Annotated in this window: 10 protein-coding genes; 7 read left to right on the forward strand and 3 right to left on the reverse strand. The window is 65.2% G+C overall.

All coding sequences use genetic code 11. The features are described from left to right. Positions 1-12: 12 nt before the first annotated feature. The 5 genes from KF886_23315 to KF886_23335 all read left to right on the forward strand — a co-directional run bounded on the left by KF886_23315 (position 13) and on the right by KF886_23335 (position 6,051). Positions 13-1,005, forward strand: coding sequence for a hypothetical protein (locus KF886_23315; protein ID MBX3180291.1), 993 nt, complete (start codon positions 13-15; stop codon positions 1,003-1,005). A 106-nt stretch (positions 1,006-1,111) separates the two neighbouring features. After that, positions 1,112-1,900, forward strand: a complete 789-nt coding sequence (locus KF886_23320) for a hypothetical protein (GenBank protein MBX3180292.1) — start codon at positions 1,112-1,114, stop codon at positions 1,898-1,900. A gap of 143 nt (positions 1,901-2,043) precedes the next feature. Further along, positions 2,044-2,235, forward strand: a complete 192-nt coding sequence (locus tag KF886_23325; protein ID MBX3180293.1) for a hypothetical protein — start codon at positions 2,044-2,046, stop codon at positions 2,233-2,235. Positions 2,236-2,254: 19 nt separating this feature from the next. Then, on the forward strand, positions 2,255-2,815 hold the full coding sequence (locus KF886_23330) for a hypothetical protein (protein MBX3180294.1): 561 nt from the start codon (positions 2,255-2,257) through the stop codon (positions 2,813-2,815). 110 nt (positions 2,816-2,925) lie between these two features. Further along, positions 2,926-6,051 (forward strand): alpha-mannosidase, encoded by a 3,126-nt coding sequence (locus KF886_23335; protein ID MBX3180295.1) that lies wholly within the window; start codon positions 2,926-2,928, stop codon positions 6,049-6,051. Here KF886_23335 and KF886_23340 read toward each other — a convergent pair. Continuing rightward, positions 6,035-7,957 (reverse strand): hypothetical protein, encoded by a 1,923-nt coding sequence (locus tag KF886_23340; protein MBX3180296.1) that lies wholly within the window; start codon positions 7,955-7,957, stop codon positions 6,035-6,037. The two genes, KF886_23335 and KF886_23340, sit on opposite strands and share 17 nt — an antisense overlap. A gap of 219 nt (positions 7,958-8,176) precedes the next feature. Between KF886_23340 and KF886_23345 the strand changes: the two genes are divergently transcribed. Further along, positions 8,177-8,809 (forward strand): class I SAM-dependent methyltransferase, encoded by a 633-nt coding sequence (locus tag KF886_23345; protein ID MBX3180297.1) that lies wholly within the window; start codon positions 8,177-8,179, stop codon positions 8,807-8,809. A gap of 25 nt (positions 8,810-8,834) precedes the next feature. Further along, positions 8,835-9,476: a class I SAM-dependent methyltransferase gene (locus KF886_23350; protein ID MBX3180298.1), complete on the forward strand. Its 642-nt coding sequence runs from the start codon at positions 8,835-8,837 to the stop codon at positions 9,474-9,476. Positions 9,477-9,482: 6 nt separating this feature from the next. Here KF886_23350 and KF886_23355 read toward each other — a convergent pair whose 3' ends face one another. Further along, the gene (locus KF886_23355) at positions 9,483-11,411 is read right to left on the reverse strand and encodes a hypothetical protein (GenBank protein MBX3180299.1); all 1,929 of its coding nucleotides are present in this window, start codon (positions 11,409-11,411) and stop codon (positions 9,483-9,485) included. Positions 11,412-11,462: 51 nt separating this feature from the next. Next, entirely contained in the window at positions 11,463-12,965 is a 1,503-nt protein-coding gene (locus tag KF886_23360) for a pyridoxal-phosphate dependent enzyme (protein ID MBX3180300.1), read from the reverse strand. Positions 12,966-13,952: the final 987 nt, after the last annotated feature.

A 13,952-nucleotide genomic window follows, 5' to 3' on the forward strand; every position in this document is an offset into this window, starting at 1 on the left:
CTCTTATTTTCGATGAATAGTGCCTCAATAGAAGAAGCCCCCTCCCCCCATCTCTCGGTCCCCAGCCCCGACCCCGCACTCGCGGCAATCACCGCGAAGTTCACTGACTACGACGTCATCCTCCGGCCCGACGAGGACAAGCCGGAGTGGTGGGCCGGAGCCCCATCCATCGTCCACGACGATGGCGTATTCTGGCTGGCCGCCCGCATGCGCACCCAGGAATCGACCCGCGGCCTGCGTGGATACGAAATCCGCATTCTGCGAAGCGACGACGGCGCAAACTTCGAGGCCGTCCACCGGATTAAACGCGAGGACGTGCCCATCCCCGGGTTCGAGCGGCCCGCGTTGCTGAAGGACCCCGCCACCGGCAAGTTCAAGCTCTACGCCTGCGGCCCCTTCGGCGACCAGCCCTGGAACATCATCAAGTTCGACGACGCCGATCGCCCCGACCAGTTCGACCCGAAGACCGCGCGGACCGTCATCGCGCCGCCCGCGAAGACCTACGAGCGCGACCAGTCCGTATTCGAGTACAAGGACCCCGTCATCATCCACGCCGAAGGGGCCTACCACGCCTACCTTATCGGCTACATGCGCCGCAACGAGCGTATCTACCACTACACCAGCCCGGACGGCGAAAACTGGGCCCCGGTGGGCAACCCCTACCGTTCCGTCATGGAACTCAGCGGCTGGCACGACTTCTTCATCCGGCCGTCATCCGTCCTGCCGCTCGGCTTCGGCTATCTGTTCGTCTACGAAGGGAGCAGCACCAAATGGTATGACCCGGTGTACAACGTCTGTACGGGCCTCGGCTTCACCTTCGACCTGCACCACATCATCGACCTGACCCCCAACGGCCCGCTGGCCGTCAGCACGACGCCCAGCGAACACTTCGCGACCTGGCGCTACTCCTCCTGGATCGAAGTCGGCGACGAGATCTGGGTCTACGCGGAAGCCACCTGTCCCAACAACACCCACGAAATTCGCCGCTACCGGATTGCGAAATAGGGACTCCCAGGGCGGGGAAAGCGTGTAGCCCGGGCCGATTTCGCGTTTGACCCGGCGGGCCGCATCTGCCATGCTGGCCTTCCAACCACGAAAGGAGGCCGCGGGCGTGGGTGTCGATTTCGTACAGGACCGCGATTGCCGCGTAAAGCGCGAACTGGGGCTTGATCGGCTCGTGGGCCTGCTCAAGTCGAGAGGCCAGGCCGCCATGCTCGCGCGCAAGCTGGAGGAGAGCGGCGAGGATCCCGAAATGGCGACCATCCGGCGGGTGGTGCTCTACCCGAGCGGCCCGGTGGAGGAAGAGGTGCGCATGGCGGACCTGATGAAGGCCGGCGCCGTCCTGGAGCCCTTCGCCCCCCTCTGCGAAGGATGCACCGCGAATTTCCGAGAGGCCCCCTTCGGCTGCTGCGGCTACCTGAACTATCCGATAAGCAACGCCGAGGAACAGTGGCTCATGGGGCGCCTTCCGTCTTCAACCTCCTGCGTGGCATGGATTTACCTCCGCGCGGTGTTGCGCGAGCTGAAAATCGACGGCGCCCCCGTGGCGCGCCTGCGGGGCGAACTGTATTTCGAACGCGACGAGCCCGTCGTGCGCACGTGGGACACAGGCGGAGAACAAATCGCCGTCACGTCGGATCAGATCCTGCACTTGCTGTTCTATACGGGCCCGGTCAGCCCCCTGCAGGCCGTCTTTGTTGCACTCTTCACCGGCCTCATCCCCCACGACATCTCCCCGGAGGAAATGCAGGTGATCGTGCAGGATACGCCGGCCATGCAGCATCACCTCGCGCTGCCGCCAGATACCGTGGCGCTGCTGGAGGATACGCAACTGGGTACCTTTCTCATGGCCCTGATGAGCGCCGCAATCAACGAGGAAATCCTTCTTATCGACGCGTGACGCCACGTCCCGGGATGCGGTTTTCAGGCAAATTCATGACCCTTCGGGACAACTGGACAAGCTCCGCCGTTGTGATATAGGATCCTCATTGCCTGACTTGTGCGGGTAATTGTGCTTCAATCAACATGGAAAGGGTTGTCAAGATGAAAAAATCCTGGTTAGCATTCTTGAGCTTGGTGCTGGTTGCCGCGTTCACCGGTTGCGGTGGCAGTTCGGAATCGGCGGCGCCCGGTGACGGCGGAGCCGGCGGCCGCGACCGTGACCGTTACGAAGAGCCCGCCGAAGCGCCGGCGGAGGCGCCTGCGGAAGCGCCGGTTGAAGCCCCGGCTGAATAACCTGGAAAAGGGCCTCACGATGAAAAAAGCATTGGTTAGTTGCTTTTGTCTGGCGCTCGCCGCGGCCTTTGCGGGCTGCGGTAGTGGCGGCGGAGAGGCCGTCGATACCGCTCCACCGGTTTCCCCCATGGAGGAAACCCCGACGCCTTCGATCGAGGGCAGCGCGCCCATCGTGATCGAGGAACCCGCCCCTGAAGCCGCGCCCGCCGAAGAGGTGGCCCCGGTCGAAGAGGCGGCCCCGGTCGAAGAGGCGACGCCCGCCGAAGAAGCGGCCCCGGCCGAAGAAGCGGCGCCCGCAGAGAACGGCGAGCCGCAGGCGGCAGTGGAACCCGCACCGATGGTGGATGGCCTTACCGGCTCCAAGTGGACCTACAACGAGATTGAGTTGGAATTCCGCGAGGGTGGCAAGGTGCACTTGAAGGGCGGCCCCGTGGCAACGTTGGCGCCCGGCGGTTTGGAAGCCCCCTACACGTTGGCCGATGGCGAACTTTCGGTTGATGTGTTCGGGCAGGTGTTCGCCGGCACGTGGGACGGAAGCGTCCTGCAAGTCGCGGGTGAAACCGCTACGAAGGTACAGTAAGCCAACCATATTGTTGTTACGTATCGCCGAACGGGCGGCCTCCAGCGTGAGGCCGCCCGTTCGCATGCCTCCCCGATACCGGCCCAACCACCAGCCAAAGGCACTCCGCCATGCCCAACTTTGACGCAGAGCGTCTTATCGAAACCCAGCAGATCGAAGCCCGGCTCCGCGAGGTATACGCAACCGTATACAGCCAGCGGCAGCCGATTGGCCGGATCGAATATTGCGTTACGGGCCCGGGGCTCGGTCCGGAGCGCGTCCCGGCGGCGGGCTGGCAACCCTTTTCCGTGGGAGACCGCTGGGGCGGCTACGACCAGACCACCTGGTTCCGCATGACCGCCCGCATCCCCAAGGCTTTTCAGGGTAAGCCCGTTGTCGCGCTTATCCGTCCCTCCGGCGGGCATTTCGAACCGGGCATCCCCTTTCTCTCGGCGGCGGGAGAAGCCCTGGCCTTCATCAACGGCGCCCCGGCGCAGGGCCTCGACAAGAACCACGACGAAATCTTCCTGGCGAAGAAGGCCCGGGGCGGCGAGGCATTCGAACTTGCTATCGAGGCCGTGCCCAGCACGCGCATCGACATCGAGCACCACTTTCAGTACGCCGATCTCGCCGTGCGCCATCCCGAGGCCTGGGACCTCTACTGGGATATCCTCGTGCCGCTCAAGGTCTACAAGGCGATCGGCAGCGGCTCCGCGCTAGCGCGCCAGCTCTTCGATGTGCTCATGAAGGCCATCCGCCTGGTCGACCTGCAGCATGCGGGCGCCCCGGAATACTTCGCCTCCTGCGCGCGCGCCAGCCGCTTCCTCAATAAGGAGCTCCCCCGCTTCGAAAGCACGGGCATGGGCCGGCTCACGCTGGTTGGCCACTCGCACATCGACACCGCCTGGCTCTGGCCGCTCCGGGAAACGCGCCGAAAGGTCGGGCGCACGTTTTCCACCGTCCTCGCACTGATGGAGCGTTACCCCGAATACCACTTCTCGTGCAGCCAGCCCGAACTCTACATGTACGTGAAGGAGCACTTCCCGGAACTCTGGAAGCGCATCAAGCAACGCGCGAAGGAAGGGCGCTGGGAGCCTTGCGGCGCGCCGTGGATCGAACAGGACAGCAACATGCCGAGCGGCGAGTCGCTGGTACGCCAGTTCCTATACGGCAACCGCTTCTTCGAGCGGGAATTCGGCATGCGATCCCGCACCGCGTGGCTGCCCGACGCCTTCGGCTACCCGTGGTCGCTTCCCCAGATCCTGAAGCAATGCCAGATCGACACCTTCGTCACCACCAAGATCGATTGGGGCACGTTCACGAAGTTCCCGTACAGCCTCTTCCAGTGGCAGGGCATCGACGGCACACGTATCCGCGCGCTTATGCCGCCCATGAACTACAACGGCAACCCCGTGCCCGAAGACCTCATTTCCCAGTGGAACCTCTTCAAGCAGAAGGAGAAAGTGGAGGAGCTTCCCTTCGCCTTCGGCTGGGGCGACGGCGGCGGCGGACCCACGGCGGAAATGCTGGAGCATGGCCGGCGCCTGAAGAACATGATCGGCGTCCCCCGCTGCGAATTTGGCCGCACGCAGGACTCCCTCGACCGCATAGCGCAACAGTGCCCGGACGAAGCGCTGCCGATCTATAACGACGAGCTCTATCTGGAGCTCCACCGCGCCTGCCAGATCACCCAGGCCCGCACGAAGCGTTTCAACCGCAAGATCGAGGTCGCGCTGCACGACACCGAGTTCCTCGCCTCCCTGGCGCACCTCAACGGCGCGCCCTACGATGGCGACGGGCTCTGGAACGCGTGGCGCATCCTGCTAACCAACCAGTTCCACGACATCCTCCCCGGATCCTCCATCACCGAGGTCTATACCACGGCGGAAAAAGAGTACGCCGGGGCGCTCCAGACCGCGCTCGACATCCGCGCGACCGCGCTGCCCGCCGTGCTGGCCGGCATCGACACCAGCGGACCGGGGACGCCCGTGATCGTCTTCAACACGCTGTCGTGGGTGCGCTCCGACATCGCCGAGGTTTCTGTTGCGCTGCCCCGCGGCGCCTTCCATGTTGTGGGCCCGGATGGAGAGCCTGTTCCGAGCCAGAAAATCGGCAAAGACCAGCTGATCTTCGAGGCGCACAATGTGCCGCCGCTCGGCCACGCGGTCTTCCGCGTCGTTCCGGGCAAGGGCCCGGCCCTGCCGCCTTCCGCCCTCGCGGCGAGCGAGACGGTGCTGGAGAACCGCACGCTCCAGGTGAAAATGAACGGCCACGGCGAGTTCACCCGGGTCTACGACAAGCAGGAAGAGCGTGAGGTGCTCTCCCGGGGCGCGCGCGGCAACGTGCTCCAGCTCTTTGACGACCGACCCTTCGACCACGACGCCTGGGACATCGACCACAACATCGACGAGGAACCACAGTGGACGCCGGGCAAGGCGCAGTCGATCCAGGTGGTCGAGGAAGGGCCCGTGCGCGCCGTGGTGCGCGTGATCCGTAAAACCGAGCGTAGCACCATCACCCAGGACATCACCCTGTATGCCATGCTGCCCCGGATCGACGTGCGGACCAGCGTGGACTGGCGCGAAAAGCGGGTGCTGATGAAGGTGGCCTTCCCCGTCGACATCCTCTGCCATCGCGCAACCTACGCCATCCAGTACGGCGCCATCGAACGCGCCACCCACGCCAGCCGGGAGCATGAGCGCGCGCGATTTGAGGTCACCGGGCACCACTGGGCCGACCTCTCCGAGGGCGACTACGGCGTCAGCCTCCTGAACGACTGCAAATACAGCTACGACATCAAGGAGAACGTCATGCGGCTGTCTCTCCTGCGCGCGCCCGTCCACCCCGACGAGCACGCGGATCAGGGCGAGCACGAAATGACCTACAGCCTTTACCCGCACGTGGGCGACTGGCGCTGCGGCACGGTGCAGCAGGGCCACGAACTCAATGTTCCGCTGATCGCGCTGGCCAAGGCGGGCCAGGGAACCTCCCGGGCCGCCTCGTTTGCCAGCATCGATGCGGAAAACATCATCATCGACCATATCAAGAAGGCCGAGGACTCCAACGCCCTCATTGTGCGCCTTTACGAGAGCTGCGGCCAGCGCGGCCCCGCGGAACTGGTGTTCGCGCGCAAACCGAAATCCGTGGCGATCTGCGACATGATGGAAGAAAACGACGCCCCGGTCTCGGCGAAGAACCACGCCGTGCCCCTGTACTTCACGCCGTGGGAGATCAAGTCGATCAAGGTGACGTTTTGAGGTGTGACGGCGGCGCGCCGATCCGGTAGAGCACGCGCCCGTCACCCTCTACCACCGCCTCCAGCGGAATCTGCATAAAAGACGGCGCGGCCACGTAGTACACGTCGTACTTCTTCGCGAGCGCGCGCCATTCCGCCGCGTCCTTCGCGGGCCAGACTTCCTGCCACGGGCGATCGGGCAAAGAGACGCCGGGATCGAGCGATATGCCGTAGAAATCCTCAAAGATCGCGTTCACGGCGGGCGCGAGTTCCGGGCGGTACCCGCAGAAGAGCAGCGTCGCCATGTCCGCCAGCACGGGATGTCCGAACTTTGCCTGCTCGCCCACCTGCATGTACGGTACGGCGATCATCGCATCGGCAGCGTTCTGTTCCGCCAGGTACGCCGCTGCCTCGCGGTGAAACGCCGTGCGCGGCAAGTGCTCCCGTCCCCGCCACTCCGCCGCCGTCACGCGGAACAGCAGCAGGATGGATAGCGCCGCCGTCGCCACCTGCAGCGCGCGGATGGATATCCGGTCCGCGCCGCCGGCCCAGCCTATGGCGACGCCCGCCGCCACGCACGCCGCCCCGAATTGGTGGTAAAGCGCCAGCAATACGGTGATCGCCGCCGCAAACGCAAAGGCGACGCGCCCGTGCAGGATTCCCGCGCGGCGCGCCGCCACAATCGCCGCGCCCCCGGCGCCGCCGGCGAGCAGGAAGAAGAGGTAGGCGTTCGGGGTGACGTAACGCGCCAGCATCTCCGGCCCCGCGGCCAGGTGCAGGAGCGGCGCCACGAGCGCCACGAGAAACATCAGCGGCAGAAACAGCGGTATCCGGTTGTCCCGATCGTAGCCAAACGCGAGGAGCAACGGGATCAGCACCGGCGCGACATGGTTCATCAGGCGGTAGGGAAGCCAGCCCACCAGCAGGAAGGGAACGTCCGCGCCCAGGGAAGCGTGCGCCGCCATAATCCCCCAGACGATAGCGCAGACGGCGGCGCAGTAGACCAGGCCCCAGGTCCGCGCCGAGGACAGCAGCGGCGCGCCGTTGCGATGTCGGTTGATGTGGTGCAGAATCATGCCGCCCGCCGCCGCGAGGGCCGCCGCAAGCAGCACGAGGTGTCCCGTGTCCACCGGCAGCGCCCGGTGGGTGGCGTGGTGCGCCATATACGTGCGCCACAAAACCATGGGATCCGCAGTCGAGTGGTAGGGCCCGCCCGCGGGCGGAGGTTCCGCCGTGTACCACAGCCAGCCCGCGAACAGCGCGCTGATCAGGCCCCCCGCCACCGCCCAGCACGCGAGCCGTGCAAAGGCCCGGTATTCGCGCGCGTAAAGTATGTACAGGGCGTAAAGCGCGGCGGTGACGGCCAGCGGTGGTGTCTGGCCGATATGGACCGCCGGCGCCAGGCCGATCAACAGGCCCGCCAGGCGAAACCGGTGGTCCAGCAGCGCCCACAAGGCGAAGAGTACGTAGCCGAGACCGACCGCGCCGTTGGAGAACGCATCGGGCCACACGGCGACCGGGTAGGTGCTGTAGAAGGTCGCATGCGCGCCCAGCAACACGAGGAGCGCCGCGGCGTGCCCTACAATCTGCCGCCCGGAGAAAAGGGCGCCAAGCAGAAACACCGGAACCGCCACGGACGCGAGGTACAGCCAGTTGCGCAGCAGGTTGGCGAGGAGCGGGCCGGGCGCGAATTCCATCAGCGCGGCGAGCGCGTAGGTCTGGAGGCTGAAGAAGCCCCCCAGGTACTGGCGAAGGGGGTGGCCTTCGGGATAGACGACCTGCCCCAGAATCACCTGCGCGAACTCGTAGTTCTCGTCCCAGCGCACCCCCCGCAGCAGGACCGCAACCAGGGAATACGCGATCCAGAACAGGGCCCCCGCCAGGTATGGCCGCTTGGAAAGCGGTTTCTGAAATCCCGGTACGGCCATTCCTGAGTTCTTCCAGCGGCGCGCTGCCAATGCGGCCTTGATGGAACTATACTGGGCAATGCCGCGCGCCCCATTCAAGATTGTATCCGCCCCGGCCCTTCGGGGGTATAATGGCGCCCGCGGCAGGTGGCGGCCGCACCAGATGTTCGACAGGGAAAGGACCGCACCCGGGTGACCATTGACAAGAAGATCTACCGCACGCGCTTTGGCGCCGAGGAAATGGGCGGGCGCATCGAGCTGTGGCAGGCGCTGTGCGCCTGCTGGTTCGCGCGTTACTTTCCGCGCGACGCCGTAACCCTCGATCTCGGCGCCGGCGCCTGCGAATTCATCAACAACATCCCCGCCGCCAGAAAGTTTGCCGTCGACCACAACCCGGATGTGCGGCGGCATGCCGCGCCGGATGTGGAGTGCATCGTGGCCGAGCTTGCGGAGGGGTTGCGCACGATACCGGACAAGACCCTCGATCGCATCATGGTGAGCAATGTATTCGAGCACCTGCCCGACCGCCAATACCTATACGAATGCCTTGCCGAGGCCCACCGCGCCCTGAAAACCGGCGGCAAGATTATCGTCATGCAGCCCAACATCCGCGTGGTGAAAGAGCGCTTCTACGACTACTCCGACCACAGCCTGCCGCTCACGGAGAAGGGCATGGCGGAGGCCCTGTCGGCCAACGGCTTCGATCTGGAGGAAGTGCGCGCGCGCTTTCTCCCGTACACCACCAAAAGCCGCTACCCCAAGTGGCCGTGGCTGGTGCGCCTGTATCTCCTGTTTCCCCCCGCCCACTACTTCCTGGGCGGCCAGATGTTTCTGGTGGGCCGCAAGGACGGTTCGCTCCACGATTCGGATTGATTCCCGGCCATCAAGCGAGGACCCCATGGACGCCGACATCTTCCTGTATAAGTTGAAGACGATTCTGACCTACCTCGACCTCGCCCAGCGAATGAGTGAGATTGAGGGCTACCTGCTCGATATTCACGCCTACACGCTGATGATTCTCGCGAACGAGGGCCCCGGTTCCGGCGTCATCGTCGAAATCGGCAGCTTCATGGGCAAATCGACCACTTGCCTGGCGCTTGGCTCCAAGAGCGCGCACCGCGAACCCGTCTACGCCGTGGATCATTTCACCGGTTCGCCGGAGCACCAGAAGGGCGCCCCCTGTGAAAGCGCGGATCTGGTGGAGCACGGCACGACCTACCATCGCTTCCAGGAAAACATCGAGAAGGCCGGCATCGCCGATTACGTGCGCCCGATACGCGCCGCATCCGCGGACGCGGTCCAGGGCTGGAACCAGCCCATCCGCCTGCTCTTTATCGACGGTGATCATTCGTACGAGGCCTCAAAACTCGATTTCGAATGCTGGTCCCCCCATGTCGTGCCCGGCGGCGTTATCGCATTTCACGACATCGGCCACTTCGAGGGGGTCACGCGCTTCTACAACGAGATGCTCCGCGATTCGGCAAGTTATCGTGAGGTCGTGCAAGTAACCGGAATCGCGGTCGTCGAGAAGCTGGCGTAGCCCGCCTCAACGGAATCCCGGGATCTCGTACAGATCGATCCCGTCCCCGGCCACCCGCACCGGCAGATGAAGCGGGTGAAAATCCTTGCTGATGACATACCGGAAGCCATACGCCCGCGCCAAATCCCGCCACTCGGATTCGCTGCGCCGCCGCCACAATTCCCAGTCATACCAGTTTCCATCCCGCACGCCGTACAGGTCGGCATAGATCCGGGCCACGGTCGCCGCCACCTCGGGCATATACCCGATATGCTGCCGCGTTTCGAATGTCGCGATGACCGGCTGTTCGAGCACCATCTGGTAGTGTTCGTCGAGCGGCGTCAACACGACGTCCCCCGGATCGGCGTGCGCCTTGAGATACGCGGCCGCGGCCGACTCGAAATCCGAGACGGGCAGGTGCTCGCGCGTTCGCCATTCCCGCTGAAAAACCCCGGCCAGTACCGCCGCCGCCAGCACACACCCTACCCCCGCCATCCCGGCGCGCGGAACACGCCGCACGGTGGGCGCAACCCACGCTGCCAGCATCCTGAGCAACGCGCCGGCCAAAATCCCCGCGAACGCCACCTGGTGATACCACGCCAGCGCGAGCAACCCCACCCCCAGGGTGAGTGTCCATCCCGTTCGGAAACGGGTATCCGCGCCGGCCACGCGCCAAAGCCAGGGCAGCGCGCCGCCCGCCGCCAGGAAGAGCGCAACCTCCGGAAGCGCCAGATAGCGCGCGGCCCAGTCTGGCGCGATTGCTTCCCAGAGGGGGAGCAGCGCCACCCACGCCAGCGCGGCGGCGAGCAACAACGGCTGCGAATAGCGGCGATCACGCCCGCACCACGCGCACGCGCCGCACAACACCAGCAGGGCCGCGTGCGCGGTGAAGCGGTACGGCATCCAGACGACCGCCAGATACGGAATGGCCTCGCCCAGGGTGCGGTGGAGTAGCTGAACGCCAACGACCGCCAGCAGCGACACGAGGCAGAACACGAAGAACGGAAACGCCGCCGCATGCCTCCAGGGTTTCCTCGCCTCGCGCCAGGCCAGCGGCGCGGCAAGCACAAGAAACCCCATCATCGCCACCAGGCTGTTGCCCAGCGGGCCGAAGCGCGGCCAGTCCACCGGCGCGCGGTGCATGTCTTCGTGGGTTACGTAGGCCGCCCAGACCGCCTGGCCGTCCTCGCCGCCGCGATATACGCCCTCCTCCGAAGGCGTCGCGCGCCACGGGCTGTACGCCGCCGCAAACACCGCGCAGCACAGGAGCCCCCCGACCGCCGCCCAGGCAAACCGGATCGCCGCGCGCCGGTTGCCTTGCCGCCACGACCACGCCAGCCAAACGCACGCCGTAACCAGAACCAGCGGCCACTGCCCGACATGCACAAGCGGCATCAAACCGAAAAGCAGCCCCGCCAGCCGCGGCCAGCCCGCCCCCATGGCCGCGATCACCCAGAGCGACCACCCGATGCCGATCATGCCGCTCGTGGCCTTGTTCGCGAACGCGACGACGGGCCAGTAGCTCTGAAAGACCGCCGGGGCGCCCGCCACGCTCAAGGCCGTGGCCGCATGGGCCGGAAAAGCCCGGCGCCCGGACAGCAGCCACGTGATCCCAAAGAGCGGCAGGTGCGTCGCCATGTTCGCCAGAGCCTGCCGCACGCCACACACCGCCGCCGCGCTGTCGGTCAACCAGAGCAGCGCCGCCGAGGCGACATAGTGAATCGAAAACGCGTTCCGGTACCAGACGTCATGCGGGTGTCCGCCGGGGTAGGGCGTAATGCCGAGCAACACCTGCGCCCGCTCGAAGCCTTCCTCCCACCGAACGCCGCGCACGGCTACCGCCAGGGCGCATACCGCCGCCCAGAAGGCCAGACCGCCCCAGAAGCGCCACGCGGGACCCGCAAACGACCGTCCGGTCCGGATGCGCTTGCCGCTCTGCTTGCTCGAATGGCCCAATGCCAAGTCTCCATCTCGCGCATCCGGCCACAAACCGGGCCGGTCCGCCTGCTACAGCATCCGCTCCAGTACCGGCTCCGCCACGGCGCGCCACGTGTGCGCCGAAGCAAGCAGCCGATCCTCGAAGGCGGCCCGGTCGTCCGGCGCCGGGAACTCGAACCCGATCAGCGCGCGGCCCACCTGCTCGCCGGTATACGTGTAGTTGAAGTAACAGATGCTGCCCGACTCCAGATCGTGCAGGAATTCGCGCAGGGCCCCGGCGCGCTCGGGAAATTCGAACGTAATGAAGTACGGATGCTGAAAAAGGTGCGGCTCGTAGTGAATGATCCGGAATTCCACATCCGGCTCCGATGTAACGTCCTCGTGCGGGATGTGCTGCTCGTTCAGGCGCGCCTCCAGCACCTGAAGCGCCGGCGGCGACGCCTCGAACCCGATCACGGGCCACGCCGTCTCGTCCGAAACCTTCCCGAACTGCACCTCGATGATGTTGATGCCGTCCAATACGTTGTCCAACAGGTGCAGCAACCCGCCCGGCGCCTCGGGCATCCGGAACCGGAAATACTTGCGCCGCGCCGCGCCAATGCCCGCGTGGTGCGCGATCCACGCCAGTTGCTCAAAGTCGACGTTCGCGCCACAGAGCACCGTCAGCACCCGTTTCCCGCGCGCGCGCTCCCGCTGTTTCATCAGGCCCGCAATGCCCATGGCCCCCGCCGGCTCGGCGATGCACCGGGAGCAATCCCAGAGCGCCTCGATGGCCGCCGCCACCTCCTCGTTGGTCACAGTGATGAACTCATCGATCAACTCTGCGCAAAGGGGATAAGTAAGCGCGCCGGCCTGCCGCACCGCCGTGCCGTCGCAGAAAACATCCACGTACTCCAGCGACACCGGCCTGCCCGCCCGCACCGCGGCCGCCATGCTCGCCTGGTCAACCCCCTCCACGCCCACAATCCGGATGCCGGGAAAGTACGCCCGCAGCCAGCACGAAACCGCCGCCGCCATGCCGCCGCCGCCGATCTGCAGGTACGCCAGATCGAACGGGCCTTTGCCGCTCATGACTACCTCATCCGCGAGGGTGCCCTGGCCGCCCATCGTCACCAAATCGTCATACGCGTGAACAAACACCTGGCCCGATGCCCGCGCATGATCCCCCGCCGACGCCGCCGCGTCGCTGTAGGAATCGCCCGTCAAGACCACCTCCACATACTCGCCGCCATGACGCCGGACCTCGCTCCGCTTCATGCGCGGCGTCGAAACCGGCATGTAAATGCGCGCGTGAGTGCCCAGCGCCCGCGCCGCCAGCGCCACGCCCTGCGCGTGGTTCCCCGCCGACGCGCACACCACCCCCGCCGCCCGCTCCTCGGGCGACAGCACCGCCATCCGGTTGTAGGCGCCCCGCCACTTGTACGCGTGAATGGGCGACAGGTCCTCCCGCTTGATGTACACCTCGGCCTCGATCGGCAGGCCCAGCCGTTCGAGCGGCGTGGGCTGGCCGGCGGCGTAGACGCGTTGCCGCGCCATGAGGATTTCCTGAAATAGACGTTCGCGCAGTTCCATGTTCCCTTCCCGTGGTTGACGCCGTAGTATAGCGCAACCCGGCCCGCCGCCCCGCTCCGGGGCCAACGCGTCAAGGCGCCCGCACTGGATCCGGGTACCCGGATCATGAATCCCCCGTTCCACCCGGCATTGGGCCGTGATATCGGCATTCGCACCGACATCCGCCATCCTTCGGCTTCGCCGGGCAATGCGTTCGGCTTGCTCCCGCGGCCGTCGCGGATTGGCATTCACCTCGGACGTTCACCCTGCGCCAACGTGGCTTGGCCTTCCAGGCTGAGGCAGCGTGAGCGGCGGGCTCTAACAGCCCACTGACCCCATAAACACAACGTCAGCATCCCAGGGTGAGACTTTATTCCCTCCATTCGTGTGAATTCGTACTACCATCCGTCATCTTCTTGTTTTCTTGGCACGTTTATTGGAGAGTCAGGCGGTAATCCTTTCATACAATCAGGTTACGTAGCCGAAACGCGGGTTCGATATTCGGCCCCATCTATCAGCGATGTTTTAAGAAATCACCCCGAAGGGGCGCGGCAGCTTCGATCCCCGGGCAACGTCCGGAGTTAACGGAATAGGTTTCCTGTAAGCCCTGAAAGGGCGGCGGAGTTCTCTCCCCTGCGCTGAACTGCGCTGTCCGACTTCGGCGCATCTTCGACCCTTTCAGGGCGTATCCAATCCGCGCCGGTCTTCCCAAGGCGATGCCTCTATGCTGCGCTGGCCCTTCGGGCCGACAACACCCGCTCAAACCAGGCGTCATCGCTCAATTTCTTTGTGCTCTTTGTGCGCTTTGTGGATCCAAATCCGATCCACCACGCGCATCGATCTCGCATCCCGACCCGGATCGCCTCCTTACGCTTTGGCACGGAGAATTCGCCTTCAAATGCGCTCTCTCTTCGTACCCTTTGTACTGGCTCATCCGGTTTGAGCGTACGGGATTATTCATAGGCGTTTCTCCGTGCCCGAACTATCCGGGACCGCGAATGTATGCCC

This window comes from Candidatus Hydrogenedentota bacterium, from assembly GCA_019637335.1.
Lineage (GTDB): Bacteria > Hydrogenedentota > Hydrogenedentia > Hydrogenedentales > JAEUWI01 > JAEUWI01.